A 17,135-nucleotide genomic window follows, 5' to 3' on the forward strand; every position below is an offset into this window, starting at 1 on the left:
GACTCACCGTAGGCCCGTTCGGTTCCGCTCCACAACCGGACCGAGGATCAGGCCGTTTTGTCCCGGAGGGCCCGGATCCGCGTCAGGAAGGCTTCGGCGCGGTCTCGGCCGTCGCTGACCTCCTTGAGCCGCTTCGACACGACGGCGATCTTCTTGGCCCGCTCCTGCGCACCCATCTTGATCGTCTTGTCGACTTCCTTCAGCTCGGCCTCGATCGCGTCGATGCGCCGGCCCAGCGCCTCGTCGAGGGCCATCGACAGCTGCTGCTCGGCCTCGATGAGCTGCTCGGCGACGAGCTGGTCGAGCGTCGAGCGGGCGTCCGCGATGGCCTCGACCAGCCACTGCTTCATGTGCTGCTTGTCGGCCGCGTGCTTGCGGGTGCGGGCCATCCACCAGCCGGCCCCGAGGCCGATGATGATCGTCACGGGCAGCACGACCGGGTTGAGGATCGCGACGCCGGCCAGCGGCAACGCGGCGACCTTGCCGGCCCCGACGCCGCCGGAAATGCCCATGAAGACGAGCAGCTTGTCCTCGGCCGTCGGCGGCTTCTTGTCCGGCGGGCGCAGGACCACCGGCGGGCCGCCGGCCCGGGCGAACTGCGCGCGGATGACGTCGAGCTCCTCGGGCGAGAACAGCTCCGACAGCGAGACGTTGGTGACCTGGTTCAGCCGCTGCGAGAGCAGCATCGAAATCCGCTGGGACGTCGTCTGCAGCGCGATGTCGACCTGCTGGGGCAGCGCGGCCAGCTCGTCCCGCTTGGCCGCGTCGATCAGCTGGCGGAAGTGGGTCTGCGCGTCCCGCATCTGCCGGCTGCTCTCGTGCCCGACCTCCACGCGGGTGCGCTGCACCTCGCCGCGCAGCTTCAGCTGCCAGCCGCGGGTCGAGCTCCGGCGCTCGGCCTGCAGCTGGTCACGGCGTTCGCGCAGTTGCTCGGCCTCGGCCTCGCCCGCGGACAACGCCCGGCTCTCGGCCTGCAGCTTCGCCTTGAGCTCGCCGAGCGCACTGGACAGCGCGCGCAGCGTGTTCGCCTCGCCGAGCATCGCCGAGCGGCCGACGAGCAGCTCCTGCAACGCCGTCTGGATGGCCGCGACGCCGGACTTCTCCCGCAGCATCGCGGCCACCTGCTCGTTGGGCGCCTTCGCCGCGGTCTCGAACAGCCGCGCCGATACCGGGTGGAACACCGCGTCGGCGAAGCGGGGCGCGTGTTCGCGCAGCAGCTGCCGGTCGGCCTCCATGACCTCGCGCCAGCCGCGGAACATGTCCACCTTGGTCAGCGCGAACACGACGGTCTCCACGCGCTCGCCGACGTCACGCAGGAACTGCAGCTCGGTCGAGGTGAACGGCGCCGACGCGTCGACGACGAAGAGCAGCGCGGTCGCGCCCGCGGCGGCTTCCTTGGCGAGCTCGCCGTGCATCGAGTCGAGCCCGCCGACGCCCGGCGTGTCGACCAGCGAAAGCCGTTCCAGCAGCGGCACCGGCCCGGTGACCTCGACGTACCGCGGCGGGAGCTGGCCCGGCGGCAGCTCGTGCGCGGCGGAGACCCAGTTGATCAGCTGGCCGAGACCGATCGGCACCGGGGCGAGCTGGCCGGGGTAGCAGGCGTGCGCGCCCCAGGCGTCCGCGTGGTCGAACACCAGGTAGGTCGCGGTGGCGACGTCGGCGTCCACAGGGGACAGTCCGGGCCGCGCCAGCAGCGCGTTGACCAGCGAGCTCTTCCCGCGGTTCGTCTCGCCGACGACCACGACGGCCGGCTTCTTCGGCCGGGCCCTCCGGATGCTCTCGACCCACTTGGCGGCGTCCGGATCGGCGTCGCGGACGACGGTCAGCAGCTGGTCTCGGGTCGCGGCGACCTGCGTGGGCAGGCTCGGCGCGGTCGGTGCGCTCACGGGTTCTTCTTCGCGTAGACGGTGACGATCGGGGCGCGCAGCAGGCGGTCGTGGTCGGCGAAGCCGGTGACCTCGGTTTCGGCGACGATGCCCTCGAGGGCGGGGTCTTCGGTCGGGACCGCGCCGCCCGCTTCGTGGCGAGCCGGGTCGAACCGCTCGCCGTCGGGCCGCAGGGCCTGGACGCCGATCGCGGCGAGCCCCTCTTCCAGGCGTTCGACGACGCCGCCGCTGCGGGCACGGTCCAGGGCGTACAGGCACATCTGGATCAGCGCCTGGCGATCGGCGAGGGCGCGCTCGAGATCGCTTACCTGCTGCAAGGGGTGCACATCGGTGTCCGACGCGGCCGCGCCGCCGTCGGTTCCGTCCTTGCGAAACCACGCCATGACCCCAGTTTGGCGGACTCCGGCGCCGGCCGGTGGCGAAACCGGGCGAACGAACCGGATGAGGACCGCCGGATCGAGGCCGGCCGTCTCCGCGGCGTCGTCCGGGGCGGGATCGACCGTCCTCATCGCTCGACCGGCGGCTCGTCCTGCCAGGGGTAGCCGTGCTCGGCGAAGGCCGGCGCCAGCTCGCGGCCCGGGAGGTCGGTCTTTTCGCGGGCGATTTCCCGGCCGTCGGCGGTGCGCAGGACGAGCTCCTTGCCGTCGAGGTAGACGGCTTCGAGGTCGGCCTCGATCCGCCGGGTCTTGTCGCCGCGGACCAGGGTGACCCGGGTCGGCGACACCGTGACGACGAGCCGCTCGTGCGCCCAGATCGCGGCGAACACCAGGCCGAGCACGAGCCCACCGGCGACCGCGACGAGCGTCGCCCACGGCTGCGGCAGCTTGGTGAGCACCTTGAACACGCCCTGGAACGGGAAGGCGGGCAGGCCGCTCACCCAGGCGGCGATGGCCCAGACGCCCACGCCGAGCGCGCCCCCGATGAGCGGGCAGCCGACCCAGGACCCGGTGCGCAGCCACGACGGCTCGTCGACGGTTGTCTCCATGCCGCCATTATTCGGACCGCGGGCGGTTTGCCGGGACCGGGAGCGGATCTCGCTTGCGCGGCGGGCAGCCCGGTGTCAGACGAGGTCGTCGATGACCTGGCGGAGGACTGCTTCCAGGCCCGGGCCGTTTTCGGCGAGGCGGGAGGACACCAGCAGCTGGTCTTCGGCCGTGCGCAGCCAGATCGAACCGGCGACCGAGATCTCGATGACGTTCAGGCGGAAGGGGTAGGCGCGGCGGCCCTGCTTCACCTCGGCCTCGCGCACCAGCTGGCCGAGCCGCTCGCCGGCCACGATCTGGCGGCGGTAGAAGCCGGGTGCCCACGGCGTGCTGCCCGACGGCTCGTTCGACCCGCGCAGGGCGGGGCCGCGGGCGTTGGCGAAGTGGCGGGCCGCGGCCGGGGTGAAGAACTCGAGCGCCTGCCGCATCGCCGACCCCTGCGCGAGCGCCGGCCTGCCGTAGCGGGTGCGCGGGCTGCGCGGGTCCGGGTCTTCGCGGGTGCGCAGGAAGGCCAGCAGGTCGACCCACCAGTCGGCCCACTGCGCCTGGACGGCCGCGCGGTCGAGCCCGGCCGGGACGTGCACCGGGACCTGCGGCTCCACCGGCGGCAGCACCTGCCCTTCCGAAACGGACAGCGCCAGGGCGTCACGGATGTACAGCGCGACGTCGACCTCGGTCTCGCTGCTCCAGCCGGCTCGCCAGGATGTCGTGTTTTCTAGGCGCACGACTCAACAGTACGCGGAAAGGCGGGCCTACCAGCGAAAGTCGGCAAGCAGAAACAAACTCACCCGTCCCGGACCTGTTGCCAGATCAAGAAGTACGCCCGGTGGACGACGTGGGCGACGCGGCTCTGGGCCGGCGTCGCACCGAAGGACGCGAAGGACCGCCACCAGCCCGCGCGCTCGAGCGCGTGCGCGGCCAGCTCCGGCCGCGGGGCGCCGGGCTTGCCGAGCTGGGCGCCGATGTCGGCGTTGCTGCCGACCCGCAGCACCTCTTCGGACAGGTCCTCCGGCATGTCGACCGCGCCGGAGGCGACCAGCGTCAGCGCTTCGAGCAGACGCAGCTGGTGGGCCTCAGGCTTGGCGAGCAGCACTTCGATGGCGTCGTGGACGCGCTGGCGCTCGGCCGGATCGGCCGAGGCGTGCGCGAGCGCGGTCACCGAGGCCAGCGCCGCGGCCGCCTTGATGCCGTCGGCGCGGGCGGCGAACACCACCGCCAGCCGCTGCCGGACCGCCTCCAGGCCGGAGGCGTCGAGCAGCGCCCGCCGCAACGCGCCCGCCGTGATCTCCGGCTCCTTGCGGATGGCCTCGACACCGTGCGAGATGCCGAACAGGTCGAGCTTCTCCAGCAGCCGCAGCCGGGTGCCCGCCGGGACGTCGCACTCCCAGCTGGTGAAGATGTCCGCCGAGATCAGCATGGTCTGCAGGATGTCGTCGTCGAGCTCGGCGAGCTGCCGCAGGGCATCGGCGTCGGCGGAGGTGAAGCCGCCGGACTCGGCGGACTCGGCGATCAGCCCGATCACCGGCAGCACGTCGGCGACGCGCGGCTTCAACGTCGACGCCTGCTTCTCGGCGAGCAGCGTCGCGGCCTTCCAGACGTCGCCGCCCGCCCCCTCGACGGACTCGGGCGCGATGGTGTCGGCCTTGTTGAGGACGGCGATCGCGTTGACCGGGCCCGCCTCGCGGCTCGCCGTGGCCGCGGTGAAGGCGGCGAGGGCCTGCTGGTCGTCCGCGCGGACGCCCTGGGTGACGACGTACAGGACGGCTTCCGCGCCCGCGACGGCGTTGCGCGAGGTGTCGTCCAGCTCGTCCGAGCCCTCTTCGCCGTCTTCTTCTTTGCGGTGCTTCGCCGCGCCCAGCAGCAGCTCGGTGCGGGACACCGAAGCGGCGTCGAGCGAGCCGAGGCCCGGGGTGTCGATCACCGTCATGCCCTGGAGGACGGCGTTGGTCAGGTACGCCTCGATGTGCGACACCCGCTCGATGTCGACGCCCAGCTCGGCGGGGATCATGCCGTCGGACGCGAACGGGAGCACCTGCTTGCGGCCGTCGGTGAAGACGATCTCGACGCGGTCCACCGTGCCGTACTGGAACCGGGTCACCAGCCGGGTGCACTCACCGATGTCGGTCGGCGCGACCCGGCGCCCGATCAGGGCGTTGACCAGCGTCGACTTGCCCGACTTGATCCGGCCGGCCACAGCGACCTGCAGGGGTGCCCCGAGCCGGCGCAGCACCTCGGCGAACCCGGCGGCGGTGCGCGCGGAGACCTGCGGCTGCAGGCGGTGGCACAGGTTGGCCACCGACATCGACAGCGGACCGGCGAGCCGGCCCTGCTCCGGTGACGTCACGGCCCCCAGCCCTCCCCCGTCTCACGGACAACCCCTGAATCGTGCCACGTGCCTCATCCCCAGGTCGCACCGAAGGTGGTACCGGCGACCGACGCGCGGTCTCCGCGCCGCGACCTAGTGTTGTGTGGTGCGACGGCTGAGTCTCTGGATGCGTGCCCACCCCATGGCGGGCGACACGGTGCTCGCCGTCCTGCTCGGCCTGTTCGACCTGCTGCTGTTCGCCGCCGACGGCTTCGACGAAATCGGCGAAATGCCGCCCTGGTACGTCGCCGTGCCGCTGAACGTCGCCATGGTGGCGCCGCTGGTGTTCCGGCGGAAGTCGCCGCTGTGGTCGGCGTACGTGGTGCTGGTGATCGGCGTCGTGCACGGGACGCTCCAGCTCGGCATCTCCAGCGTCGCCGCCCTGGCGATGAGCATCTACTCGGTCGTCGTCTACGCGGGGCGGCGGCAGGGGCTGGTGTACGTCGGTGCCGTCGTCGCCGGCTCGGCCTTGCAGCTGGCGCTGGGTCCGGCGGACGAGCTGGTCATCGCGGCGCTGTTCCTGGCGTTCGGCATCGCCCTGTGCTGGACCCTCGGCGAGTTCGTCGGGGCCCGGCGCGCCTACGACGTGGAAGTGGAGGCCAGGTTGCACCTGCTGGAGACCGAACGGGACCAGGCCACCCGGATCGCGGTGGCCGAGGAGCGCGGGCGGATCGCGCGCGAGCTGCACGACGTCGTCGCGCACGCGGTGAGCGTCATGGTCGTGCAGGCCGATGGCGCGTCGTACGCGATCCAGAGCAACCCCGAGCTCGCTCAGCGGGCGCTGCAAACGATTTCCGAGACCGGCCGCGGCGCGCTCGGCGAACTGCGGCGCCTGCTGGACGTGCTCCGCAGCGACGACGCGGACGGCGAGCCCCGGGTACCGCAGCCGGACGCGCACGCCCTCGCCGAGCTGGCCGACCGGATGCGCACCTCCGGGGTGCCGGTGGACCTGGAGCTCGGCGAGCTCGGCGACCTGCCGGCCGGCGTCTCGCTGGGCATCTACCGGATCGTGCAGGAGTCGTTGACCAACACGCTCAAGCACGCCGGGCGCGGCGCGACCGCTTCGGTGCGGGTGTGCCGCACCGGCGACCTGGTCGAGGTGCTGGTGGCCGACGACGGCGCCGGCCACGTCCCACAGCTGGTGCCGGCCGGGCGGCGCGACCCGAGGCTGCCGGGCGGGAACGGCTTGATCGGCATGCGCGAGCGCGCGCACGTGTACGGCGGGACGTTGGACGTGGGCCCGGCTCCGGGCGGAGGGTGGCAGGTCCGCGCGGCCCTGCCGGTTAGGTTGGACAAGTGATCCGGGTGGTGGTCGTCGACGACCAGGAACTGATGCGCGTCGGGTTCCGGATGGTGCTGGGTGCGCAGGCCGACATCGACGTCGTCGGCGAGGCGGGCGACGGCGCGCAGGCCATCGCGATGGCGGCGGAACTGCGTCCCGACGTCGTGCTGATGGACGTCCGGATGCCGGTGCTCGACGGGGTCGAGGCGACGAAGCGGATCGTCGCCGACGGCACCGCGCGCGTGCTCGTGATGACGACGTTCGACCTCGACGAGTACGTCTACGCGGCGCTCCAGGGCGGCGCGAGCGGGTTCCTGCTCAAGGACACCCAGCCCGACCACCTCGTGTCGGCGCTGCGCGCGGTCGCTTCGGGTGACGCGGTGGTGTCACCGTCGGTGACCCGCCGGCTCCTCGACCGCTTCGTCGGCACCGGCGGCTCCCCGATGCGGGACACCGCCGAGCTGGACGTGCTCACCGACCGCGAGCGCGAGGTGCTCGTGCTGATCGCCAAGGGCATGTCCAACCTGGAGATCGCCGACGCGCTGTTCCTGTCCGAGGCGACGGTGAAGACGCACGTCGGGCGGATCCTGGCGAAGCTGGAGCTGCGGGACCGGGTGCAGGCCGTGGTGCTGGCCTACGAAACCGGTCTCGCGCGCCCCGGCCTCGCCTGAATCAGCGGAAGGCGTCCGGCGGGGTGGCCGCCGGGTCCTTGCCCGCGTGGCGGACTTCGGTGAGCCAGCGGCCGAAGTCCGGGCGGTCGCCGTCGACGTCGGTGTAGCCGTACTCCTTCATCAGCGTCCACGACGCCAGTGTCCGGCCGGCGAAGCGGGAGACGTCGGCGTCTTGGGCCAGGGCCGCGACGCCGCGGGCCAGCAGGTACGGCGTCTCGGAGATCTTGAAGTCGACCGGGGCGAGCTTGCCGACCGCGTCCCGCCAGTTGTCCTCGGTGACCTCGAAGTGGTCGAGCATCGACTCCGAGCGCAGGAAGCCGGGGGTCACCGCGAGGCCGACGCAGTCGTGCTTCTCCAGCTCCACGCCGAGGGCCCGGCCGAGCGCGCGGATGCCGCACTTGGCCAGGTAGTAGGGGAGGCCGGCGCCGACGTAGTCGTCGTTGTCGCCGTCGGTCACCTCCAGCACCAGGCCGCGGCGGGCGACCACCAGCGGCAGGAGCTTGTGCAGCGCGATGAGGTGCGTGTCCAGCGCGTTGTGCGTCAGGGTCAGCGCGTCCTCCAGCGGCGTCTCCCAGAAGGGCGCGTCGAAGTGGAAGTACATGTCGCCGCCCCAGACGTCGTCGACCAGGATGTCGATTCCGTCCACTTCGGACTCGATGCGCGCCTTCAGTGCGTCCACATCGGACACCGAGGTGAAGTCGCAGCGGACGACGACGGCCTTGCCGCCCGCCGCCTCCACCAGTTCGCCCGTCTCTTCGATCGTCTCCGGGCGCTTCATCGGCGACAGCGTTTCGCGCGTCGTGCGGCCGGTGACGTACACCGTCGCGCCCGCGCGGCCCAGCTCCACCGCGATCGCCCGCCCGCAGCCCCGGGTCGCCCCGGTGACCACTGCGACCTTGCCCCTCAAGCTCATGAATCCTCCCGTCCCCGCCACGCGGACAGCACCGCGTCGACGTCCTCCGCCAGCCGGTCGGCCAGCCGCCCGTGCGGCCGGATCGACCAGTCGATCGACACCCCGTTGATCACCCCGAGCACCGCACGCGCCGCCCGCGGCACGCTCGGCGCGTGCGGCAGCGAAGAAGCCGCCGCGCGTACCAGCCGCCGCAGTTCTTCTTCGACCGCCGTGAAGTGCTCGCCCAGCAACGACCGCAGCACCGGGTCGCCGATGTCCACGCCGAGCTGGCCCAGGCGGTTCGCCGCCTCTTCGGCGTCACCGAGCACCGCGTAGACCGACACCGCCGCGGCGCGCAGGCCGCCGACCGGGTCGTCCGCCCGCTCGGCGCAGGCCCGCATGTGCTCGACCGCCCGGCGTGTGGCCCGCCGGCTCATCGCCTGCAACAGCCCGCTCTTGGAACCGAACCGCTGCCCGACCGTGCCGACCGAGACCCCCGCTTCCGCGGCGACCTGCGCCAGCGTGAAACCGGGGCCGCAGCGGCCGATCACGGTCTCCGCCGCACCCAGCAGCCGCTCGTCGGCGATGCTCCTCGGCCTGGCCACGCCATTATTGAACCACAATTCATTAATGCCGTCGAATCAGGGTCGGCTCAGGGTCATCACCCATCGCGCATCGGCCGGAGAGCCAGCAAGGTACTACTCAGGTAGGGGGCCCGGTTCGGTCTACAGGGTGACGCGCGAACCGGCTCCGACCCGCGACGATGAACGCGTCGTAAGCGAGGGGCGGAAGAGGAGCAGTCATGATCGAGGCAACCGGCCTCACCAAGCGGTACGGAAAGACACTGGCGGTGAACAACCTGTCGTTCTCCGTGGCCGCGGGTCAGGTCACCGGCTTCCTCGGCCCGAACGGGGCGGGCAAGTCCACCACCATGCGGATGATCCTGGGCCTGGACAACCCGACCGGCGGTCAGGTCACCATCGGGGGCAAGAAGTACCACGACCTCAAGGAGCCGCTGCGCACCGTCGGCGCGCTGCTCGACGCGAAGTGGGTGCACCCGAACCGCTCGGCGCGGGCCCACCTGCTGTGGATGGCGAAGTCCAACCGCATCCCGGCGAGCCGTGTCGACGAAGTGCTCGAGACGGTCGGCCTGACCAGCGTCGCGAACAAGCGCGCCGGAGGGTTCTCGCTCGGCATGTCACAGCGGCTCGGCATCGCGGCCGCCCTGCTCGGCGACCCCGAGGTGCTGCTGTTCGACGAGCCGGTGAACGGCCTCGACCCCGAAGGCATCCTCTGGATCCGGAAGTTCATGCACCGGCTGGCCGAGGAAGGCCGCACCGTTTTCGTGTCGAGCCACCTGCTTTCGGAGATGGCGCTGACCGCGAGCAACCTCGTGGTGATCGGCCGGGGGCAGCTGATCTCGCAGTCGTCGACCCAGGACTTCGTCTCCCGGGCGGCGGAAAACACGGTCAAGGTGCGCTCGCCGCAGCTGGCCGAGCTCCGGGAGGCCCTGCAGCGCGCCGGCGCCGGGGTCGCCGAGGAGGCGAACGCGCTCGTGGTGTCCGGGATGGACAGCGACAAGATCGGCGAGATCGCCGCCGCCGACCGGATCGTGCTGCACGAGCTGAGCCCGCAGACCGGCTCGCTCGAGCAGGCCTTCATGCAGATCACCGGCGACTCCGTCGAGTACCACACCGGCCTCGACGCCGAGGCGCAGCACGTGCTCGAGTCCGCCAAGTAACCGGGGAAACCAAGATCATGAACCTGCTCGCGGTCGAACGCATCAAACTGTTCAGCACCCGCTCACCGTGGTGGTGCGCGCTCATCACGCTGGCACTGACCATCGGCTTCGCGGCCATCCTCGCCAGCGCGTCGTCCACCGACACGCCCATCGCGCTGTCGGCCACTCAGTTCGGCGGTTCCCAGTTCGGCATCGCCGTCATCATGGTGCTCGCCACGCTCGCGGTGACCACCGAATACCGCTTCAACACGATCCGCACGACGTTCCAGGCGGTGCCGCACCGCTCGCCGGCGCTGGTCGCCAAGGCCGTCGTCGTCGCGCTGGTGGCGCTGGTGATCGGGGAGCTCGGCGCGTTCGGCGCGCTGGGGCTCGCCATGCTCATGCGCCCGAACGATCACTTGGGCCTGCACACTTCGCAGGACTGGATGAGCGTCGCCGGGCTCGGGCCGGTCTTCGCGATCAGCGCCGTGCTGGCGGTCGCGCTCGGCATCCTGATCCGGCACAGCGCCGGGGCGATCGCCCTGCTGCTCATCTACTACTTGGCCGCCGAAGAGCTGGTGCAGCTGATCCCGAAGATCGGGAACCACATCCACGAATGGCTGCCGTTCAACGTGGCGAACAAGTTCCTCCGCGGCTCGGCGGAGGTCGACGGCCCGACGCCGTCGGACTCCCCGCTGAGCCCCGGCTGGGCGCTGGCGTACTTCGCCGGCATCGCGATCGTGTTCCTGCTCGTCGCGCTCGGGGTCGCGAAGAAGCGGGACGCATAGGGGAGAAAAGGGGAAACAGGGGAAAACACCGAATCCGGGTCGCGCTGTCGGGGGGCGACCCGGATTCGGTGTTTCGCAGTAGGCTCGCCTGGACGGACGGGGGAGCCCATGATCGAGGCGACAGCACTGACCAAGCGGTACGGCGCCACCACCGCGGTCAACGAACTGACGTTCACCGCGCGCTCCGGGCGCGTCACCGGCTTCCTCGGCCCGAACGGCGCCGGCAAGTCCACGACGATGCGGCTGGTCCTCGGTCTCGACCGCCCCGACGGGGGCCGGGTGCTCGTCGACGGCGTCCCGTACCGGGAGCTGAAAGATCCACTGAGGACGGTCGGCGCGATGCTGGACGCCACCTGGCGCCACCCCGGCCGCAGCGGGCGCGACCACCTGCGCTGGCTGGCCGCGACCAACGGCATCCCCGACAAGCGCGTCGAAGAAGTACTGGCGCTGGTCGGGTTGACGAGCGTCGGCAAGACGCGCGTCCTGCAGTACTCGCTCGGCATGCAGCAGCGGCTCGGGATCGCCGCCGCCCTGCTCGGCGACCCGCGCGTGCTGCTGTTCGACGAGCCGGTGAACGGCCTCGACCCCGAGGGCATGGCGTGGATCCGGCAGCTGCTGCACTCGCTGGCCGCCGACGGCCGGACCGTGTTCGTGTCCAGCCACCTGCTGCCCGAGATGGCGCAGACCGCGCAGGACCTCGTCGTGATCGGCCGCGGCCGGCTGATCTACCAGGGCACCATGGACGAGTTCATCGCACAGACGAGTGAACACGGCGTGCGCGTGCGCACCCCGCACGCCGACCGGCTGCGGACGGCGCTGACCGGGCAGGCCGAGTTCACCGAAGCCGGCGGTGCCTTCTTGGTGTCCGGGGCGGACAGTGACCGGATCGGGCAGCTCGCCTTCGACGCCGGCGCGACGCTGCACGAGCTGAGCCCGATCACCGGCTCGCTCGAGCAGGCCTATCTCGACCTCACCCGCGACGCCGTCGAGTTCGCGGTGCCGTCTTCGGAGGCCTCCCGATGATCGCCAACCTGCTCCGCGCCGAGCGCATCAAGCTCTTCAGCACCCGCGCGCCGTGGTGGTGCCTGGCCATCGCGATCATCGCGCCGCTCGCCCTCATCACGCTGTTCTTCGCGCTGGCCGGCCCGGATGTCCCGCCGACCGTCGGCAACACCCAGCTCGTGAGCGGCAACGGCCGGACCGTGCTGCTCGTCCTCGCGGTGCTCGCGACCGCGTCGGAGTTCAACTGGGGCACCATGCGGCTGACGTTCCAGGCGGTGCCGAGCCGGGTGCCCGTGCTGCTGGCCAAGGTCGTGGTCGTCGGTGCACTCGGCGCGGTGCTCGGGCTGGCCATCGGCTTCGGTTCCTGGGGGCTGGCGTCTCTGGTGCGGCCGGACGCGGACCTCGCGCTGCACACGGCCGCCGACTGGCGCTCGGTGCTCGGCCAGAGCCTGGCCTTCCTGTTCACCGCGGTGGCCGGGGTCGGCGTCGCGCTCCTGCTGCGCAGCGTCGCCTTCGCGCTGACGGTGGTCATCGTGTGGACCCAGGTGCTCGAAGGCATCTTCATCTTCATCCCGGGCTTCGGCAAGTACGTCTACCAGTGGATGCCGTTCCACGCCGCCGACGAGTTCGTCGGGGCGGGCGGGCTCACCACGGGGCCGCTGGGGTTGCCGTCCGCGCCGCTCGGCCCGTGGGGGTACCTCGGTTACTTCGCGGCGATCACCGTTGCCCTGTTCGTGGCCGGCGTGCTCGTGACGGCACGGCGCGACGCCTGAGCGTGACCGGGGTCTCGATACCGCAAAAAACCTTGTTAACAAAAGGTGAAACAGCTGTGGCTTCTCTCACAGGCACCGGACATACTGCTACGACCAGGCAAGATTCATAAGTGAGAGCACCGGACCCGTCTGAACTCCCCCCTGGAGGTGAATCTTGACGGTGGACACCGGGCAAGAATTGGGTGGCACGATTCCCCGAGCCCGCGTCGAAGGCGACGCTCCCCGGCTCGAACCCATGCTGGACCTCGAATGGTCGCGGGCGATCGAACTCCCGCAGGCCGCCATGACGGCGGCGACGCCGGCCGAACTCCGCCGGGCGTGGGTGCACCGCGCGCCCGAAGACAGCGTCGTGGCCCTGTTCCGCGCTTCGGCGGGGATGGGGGGCCCGATCCCCGCGCCGTGGTGGCTGCGCGCGATGGCGGACGGCAAGCTCGATTCCCGGGAACAGGGTTTCCGCGTCGAGGACCGGATCGCGCAACTGCTCGGCCCGCGCCCGGGGTGGGAATTCGTCCCCTGGGCCGCGGACGGTGAATCCGGTTACTGGGAGTTCATGCCGTCCGAACGCGGGAAATCGGGACACGCGATTCCCACGACGGTGATGAACACCGACCGGCACCCGGGCTGGATCGACGTCCTGCCCGCGCACACCGGGCGCACACCGGACCCGATTCCGGTCGCCGGGCTGGCCGGGCTGCGATCTCGTCTCGGGGTGTTCGAAGCCGTTCGTTAGTCCATCCATGCCCCCGCCACCACCCTCAACGGAGGCGCTGCGCGCCCGGTTACTCCATCCATGCCCCCACCACCACCCTCAACGGAGGCGCTGCGCGCCCGGTTACATTTCATCCGTGGAAAACGAGCACCAACCCCGGCTGCGCAGCGTCGTCAGTTACGTCAAGCGCGGCGGCCGGATGACCGTCGGGCAGCAACGCGCTTGGAACGAACTGTGGCCTGAGCTGGGCCGCACGGTGAGCGAGCTGCCCGCGGGGCCGCTGGACTTCACCGCGTGGTTCGCCCGCGAGGCACCGGTGATGCTGGAGATCGGCTCCGGCATGGGCGAGACGACGTCGCAGCTGGCCGCCGCGGCGCCGGAGCTCAACTACGTCGCCGCCGAGGTCTACGACCCGGGCCTCGGCCAGCTGATGTTGCGCGCCGAAAAGCTGGGCGTCGAAAACCTGCGGCTGCTGCACGGAGACGCCGTCGTGCTGCTCACCGAACACGTCGAGCCGGACTCGCTGCACGGCGTGCGGCTGTTCTTCCCGGATCCGTGGCCGAAGAAGAAGCACCACAAGCGGCGGATCGTGCAGCCGTCCTTCGCCGCGCTCGTGGCGTCGCGGCTCGCGCCCGGCGGCACGTTCCACATGGCGACCGACTGGGAGAACTACGCCGAGCAGATGCTCGAGGTCTGCTCCGCCGAGCCCGCGCTGCGGAACCGGTACGCCGGCGAGCCCGGCGGCTGGGCGCCGCGGCCGGAGTGGCGGCCGGTGACCAAGTTCGAGCAGCGCGCGGACGTCGAAGGCCGCGTCTCGCACGATCTGATCTTCGAACGGCGCTGATTCAAGAAGTGGCTGAAGGGGACTCTCCCCGGATCCCCTGCGGAGAAAGTCCCCTTCAGCTCACTACCCCCGGTATCCGCCCCTCCCCCGACAGAGGGGCGAACGCCTCATTCCTCGGCGAGCGGTTCGGCCTGGACCCGCTTGAGTGCGGGCGTGCAGACCGAGGCGCCGAGCAGGGCCACCCCGACCCCGAGCACAACGGGTGCCAGCAGCCACGGGCTGAGCACGATGCCGCGCTCGTCGACCATGCTGTAGAGCCCAACGCCGACCAGTACCCCGACGATTCCCGCGCCGATGGTGGCGACCAGCGCCGGCAGCGCGGCTTCCATCCGCAACGCCCTCGCCAGCACCCGCACCGGCGTGCCGGCGGCCATCAGCGCGCCGAAGGTGCGGCGGCGGTCCATCACCGAACCCGCGGTCGCGACCGCGGCACTGCAACCGGCCAGGACCCCCGCCGCGATCAGCCCGATCACCGTGACCCGGCGCAGGTCGCCGAGCTCGGTCTGCTGGTTGTACAGGTACTGGTCGCGGCTGCCGACTTCCGCGCCCGCCGCCGGGCCGGCCAACGCCGTCCGGACGGTCTCGCGGTTCGCGTCGGTGGTCGGCGCGACGACGGTGTAGTCCTTCGGCGTGAAGCCGGCCGGCAGCGCGGCCGGGTCGACGACGAACGAGCCGGACAGGTCGGCGTCGGGGTAGTGGACGGCCTCCACCCGCGTCCCCGACTTCGCGGCCATCGCCGGGGCGTCCCAGTTCGCGGCGATCTGGTACTTCGCCAGGTCGATCGCCGAGTCGCCGAAGACGGCCGGGCCGCCCGTGCAGTTCTCCGGCGTGAGCCCGAAGCGGGTCAGCTTGACGGCGTCGGCGCAGGTCATCACCAGGGCGCGGTGGCCGTAGCGGTTGTCGCCCGAGCCTCGGACGAGGTAGATCTCGCCGACCGCGACCGCCTTCTCCTGCTGGCCGTACTTCTGCAGGGACGCGTTGGCCTGGCCGACGATCTTGCCCGCGTGCCCGCTGTCGGTGTCGACGTAGAGCACGGAGTCGGCGAAGGACCGCCCGCCGCCGGCCATCGACTCGAACGTCGGCAGCAGCGTCAGCGCCATCGACCCGGCGAACACCGCCAGCACGATCCCGGCCGACGCCCGGTAGGCGCCCTTCGGGTCGTCACGCAGACGGCGGCCAGCGAGCAGCGCGGACGGGCGCCGCCAGATCCGGACGAACGTGCCGCCGACCGCCGACGTCACCCACGGCCCGACGATCGCGGCCGAACCGACCAGGAAGAACAGGCCCGCCATGACCAGCCCGATACCCCCGGTCTCCTTCACCGTCGTCACGGCGACGAGGAAGAACGCCCCGGCCACGGGCAGCGCCAGCAGCCGCCACCAGTGCAGCGGCTTCTTCGTGTGGCCCCCGGTTGCGAACAGGGGGTTCTTGAGGACCCGGCGCAGGCCGAGGACGCCGGCCAGCACCACGAGCACCGGGATGGCCAGGACGATGAACACCGTCAGCCCGACCGGCAGCGCGAAGTCGGCCGCCAGCCAGGTGCCGCCGGACCACGGCACGAACGACGCGAGGCCGTGCAGCGCGGGGCTGAGCAGCAGGCCGAGCAGCGCGCCGATGCCCGCGGACAACGTCGTCTCGGCGGCCACCATGTTCGTGACCTGCCCCGGCGTCGCCCCGGCCAGCCGGATCGCGGCGAGCCGCCGTTCGCGCCGGGCCGCGGTCAGCCGCGCCGACGACGCCACCAGCACCAGGCTGGGCACCAGCAGCACGATGATCCCGACCCAGGACAGCAGCATGAGCAGGGCGTCCGGGCTTGCCTTCCCGCTCGGGAAGCCGGACACCTGGGAAACCTTCTCCGGCATCGCGTCCGGCGTGTGGCCGGTCAGCGCGACGAGCTGTTCCGGGAACCGGAGGCCGTCTTCGCCGAGCGCGCCGACGGGCTTGCCGAACCGGTCGCCGAGCTGCCCGGCCGGGCTGGCCTGCAGGAGCCGGCCGAGGGCGGGCGACACGACGGTCTCGCCCGGCCCGGGCAGCTGCGGCACACCCGGCGGCAGCTGGATCTCCGCGGCGGTGGTCCCGGGGGTCAGCGCGACGTCGACCCGGACGATCTGCTTGCCGTCGAAGTAGTCCCTCGACTGGTTGAACAGCATCTTGACCGGGCCGTCCGTGCCGCGGCTGTAGAACTGCTCGCCCTGCCAGAGGGCCCGCTGTTCGCGGTTCTGGGTGGCGAACGGCAGCGTCGCCAGCAGCAGCACCAGCCCGGTGGCGACGGCCACCCCGATCGCGGTGAGGATCGCCGACGTCCGGGTCCGCCGGTCGACCCTGAGCACCCGCAGGGCGATCTGGAGGGAGTTCACGCCGCCAGCCTCGTCGCGATCAGGCCGTCCCGGATGGAGACGGTCTTGGGCATCGACTCGGCCAGCTCGCGGTCGTGGGTCACCACGAGCACCGCGGCGCCGGTTTCGTGAGCGGCGCCGAGGAGGGCGTCCATGGTGTCGCGGCCGGTGCGCGTGTCGAGCGCGCCGGTCGGCTCGTCGGCGAAGATCACCTTCGGCCGGTGGGTCAGCGCCCGCGCGATCGCGACGCGCTGCGCCTCGCCGCCGGACAGCTCGCCGGGACGGCGGCGTTCCTTGCCGGCCAGGCCGAGGCGGGCCAGCCAGACGCGGCCGGCGTCGATGGCCTCCTTGCGCCCGAGCCCCGCCAGCAGCGACGGCAGCGCGACGTTCTCTTCGGCCGACAGCTCGGCGACCAGCATCCCCGACTGGAAGACGAACCCGAACTCGGTGCGGCGCAGCTCGCTGCGCTTCTTTTCGCCGAGGTGGTCGATCCGCTGGCCGCTCAGGAAGATCTGCCCGTCGTCGGCCCGGAGGATGCCGGCCAGGACGTGCAGCAGCGACGTCTTCCCCGAGCCGGAGGGCCCGACGATGGCGACGGCGTCCCGCGGCTGGATGTCGATGTCGATGCCGGCCAGGGCGTGCTGAGTGCCGTAGCGCTTCACCAGCCCGCGGCCGGACAGCACCGGGCCGTTCGTCGCGTGTGGAGTGTTCGGGTCCACGAGGTTCTCCCTGCCTGTTCGGATCTTGATGCCGATGAGCCTCGCCGAGAGCCGGGGGTGTCCACTTCGGGCAGACGGCCAGTCACGCCCCGGGCCGCCTCGGCCGATCGGCCGAGGGAGCGCGGGCCACTCGGCCAAGGTGCGGGTGCCGGGGAATCACGTAAC

The 17,135-nt window shown here is 71.6% G+C and carries 17 protein-coding genes; 8 read left to right on the top strand and 9 right to left on the bottom strand.

From position 1 onward, the window contains the following. Positions 1-47: 47 nt before the first annotated feature. The 5 genes from ACFVYA_RS18775 to ACFVYA_RS18795 form a co-directional block, all read right to left on the bottom strand. Complete coding sequence (locus ACFVYA_RS18775) at positions 48-1,886, bottom strand: dynamin family protein (protein WP_285987405.1); 1,839 nt, start codon at positions 1,884-1,886, stop codon at positions 48-50. Further along, positions 1,883-2,269: a nucleotide exchange factor GrpE gene (locus ACFVYA_RS18780; protein WP_285987406.1), complete on the bottom strand. Its 387-nt coding sequence runs from the start codon at positions 2,267-2,269 to the stop codon at positions 1,883-1,885. The genes ACFVYA_RS18775 and ACFVYA_RS18780 overlap by 4 nt, the downstream gene beginning before the upstream one ends. A 122-nt stretch (positions 2,270-2,391) precedes the next feature. Continuing rightward, positions 2,392-2,871, bottom strand: coding sequence for a hypothetical protein (locus ACFVYA_RS18785; protein ID WP_387046461.1), 480 nt, complete (start codon positions 2,869-2,871; stop codon positions 2,392-2,394). A gap of 75 nt (positions 2,872-2,946) precedes the next feature. Next, positions 2,947-3,594, bottom strand: coding sequence for a hypothetical protein (locus ACFVYA_RS18790; RefSeq protein WP_285987408.1), 648 nt, complete (start codon positions 3,592-3,594; stop codon positions 2,947-2,949). A gap of 59 nt (positions 3,595-3,653) precedes the next feature. Beyond that, positions 3,654-5,171, bottom strand: coding sequence for a dynamin family protein (locus ACFVYA_RS18795; protein WP_387046510.1), 1,518 nt, complete (start codon positions 5,169-5,171; stop codon positions 3,654-3,656). Positions 5,172-5,376: 205 nt separating this feature from the next. On the opposite strand from ACFVYA_RS18795, the gene ACFVYA_RS18800 reads away from it, so the two are divergent. Together ACFVYA_RS18800 and ACFVYA_RS18805 are read left to right on the top strand one after the other, a co-directional pair. Further along, the gene (locus tag ACFVYA_RS18800; RefSeq protein ID WP_387046512.1) at positions 5,377-6,534 is read left to right on the top strand and encodes a sensor histidine kinase; all 1,158 of its coding nucleotides are present in this window, start codon (positions 5,377-5,379) and stop codon (positions 6,532-6,534) included. Next, positions 6,531-7,187, top strand: a complete 657-nt coding sequence (locus ACFVYA_RS18805; protein WP_285987409.1) for a response regulator transcription factor — start codon at positions 6,531-6,533, stop codon at positions 7,185-7,187. The genes ACFVYA_RS18800 and ACFVYA_RS18805 overlap by 4 nt, the downstream gene beginning before the upstream one ends. A gap of 1 nt (position 7,188) precedes the next feature. Here the strand turns inward: ACFVYA_RS18805 and ACFVYA_RS18810 are convergent, their stop codons facing one another. Continuing rightward, the gene (locus ACFVYA_RS18810) at positions 7,189-8,100 is read right to left on the bottom strand and encodes an SDR family NAD(P)-dependent oxidoreductase (RefSeq protein ID WP_387046463.1); all 912 of its coding nucleotides are present in this window, start codon (positions 8,098-8,100) and stop codon (positions 7,189-7,191) included. Continuing rightward, positions 8,097-8,684: a TetR/AcrR family transcriptional regulator gene (locus ACFVYA_RS18815; protein WP_387046464.1), complete on the bottom strand. Its 588-nt coding sequence runs from the start codon at positions 8,682-8,684 to the stop codon at positions 8,097-8,099. Before ACFVYA_RS18815 ends, ACFVYA_RS18810 begins: the two co-directional genes overlap by 4 nt. A gap of 197 nt (positions 8,685-8,881) precedes the next feature. Here ACFVYA_RS18815 and ACFVYA_RS18820 point away from each other — a divergent pair, with 197 nt between their 5' ends. The 6 genes from ACFVYA_RS18820 (at position 8,882) to trmB (ending at position 13,915) form a co-directional block, all read left to right on the top strand. Next, complete coding sequence (locus ACFVYA_RS18820) at positions 8,882-9,820, top strand: ABC transporter ATP-binding protein (RefSeq protein ID WP_387046466.1); 939 nt, start codon at positions 8,882-8,884, stop codon at positions 9,818-9,820. A 17-nt stretch (positions 9,821-9,837) separates the two neighbouring features. After that, positions 9,838-10,587 carry an ABC transporter permease gene (locus ACFVYA_RS18825; protein ID WP_285987413.1) on the top strand — a complete coding sequence of 250 codons (750 nt, stop codon included), beginning with the start codon at positions 9,838-9,840 and terminating at the stop codon, positions 10,585-10,587. Between the two features lie 108 nt (positions 10,588-10,695). Next, positions 10,696-11,610, top strand: coding sequence for an ABC transporter ATP-binding protein (locus ACFVYA_RS18830; protein WP_387046467.1), 915 nt, complete (start codon positions 10,696-10,698; stop codon positions 11,608-11,610). Continuing rightward, positions 11,607-12,362 carry a hypothetical protein gene (locus tag ACFVYA_RS18835; RefSeq protein ID WP_285987415.1) on the top strand — a complete coding sequence of 252 codons (756 nt, stop codon included), beginning with the start codon at positions 11,607-11,609 and terminating at the stop codon, positions 12,360-12,362. Before ACFVYA_RS18830 ends, ACFVYA_RS18835 begins: the two co-directional genes overlap by 4 nt. A gap of 160 nt (positions 12,363-12,522) precedes the next feature. Then, positions 12,523-13,092: a hypothetical protein gene (locus ACFVYA_RS18840; protein ID WP_285987416.1), complete on the top strand. Its 570-nt coding sequence runs from the start codon at positions 12,523-12,525 to the stop codon at positions 13,090-13,092. A 115-nt stretch (positions 13,093-13,207) separates the two neighbouring features. Further along, a complete protein-coding gene (gene trmB, locus ACFVYA_RS18845; RefSeq protein WP_387046468.1) occupies positions 13,208-13,915 on the top strand; it encodes a tRNA (guanosine(46)-N7)-methyltransferase TrmB in 708 nt (235 codons plus the stop codon). Positions 13,916-14,022: 107 nt separating this feature from the next. Here the strand turns inward: trmB and ACFVYA_RS18850 are convergent, their stop codons facing one another. Both ACFVYA_RS18850 and ACFVYA_RS18855 read right to left on the bottom strand, forming a co-directional pair. Further along, positions 14,023-16,272 (bottom strand): FtsX-like permease family protein, encoded by a 2,250-nt coding sequence (locus ACFVYA_RS18850; RefSeq protein ID WP_387046470.1) that lies wholly within the window; start codon positions 16,270-16,272, stop codon positions 14,023-14,025. Beyond that, the gene (locus tag ACFVYA_RS18855) at positions 16,269-16,970 is read right to left on the bottom strand and encodes an ABC transporter ATP-binding protein (RefSeq protein WP_285987419.1); all 702 of its coding nucleotides are present in this window, start codon (positions 16,968-16,970) and stop codon (positions 16,269-16,271) included. Before ACFVYA_RS18855 ends, ACFVYA_RS18850 begins: the two co-directional genes overlap by 4 nt. Positions 16,971-17,135: the final 165 nt, after the last annotated feature.

Source organism: Amycolatopsis sp. NPDC058278, from assembly GCF_042881395.1.
Taxonomy (GTDB): domain Bacteria; phylum Actinomycetota; class Actinomycetes; order Mycobacteriales; family Pseudonocardiaceae; genus Amycolatopsis.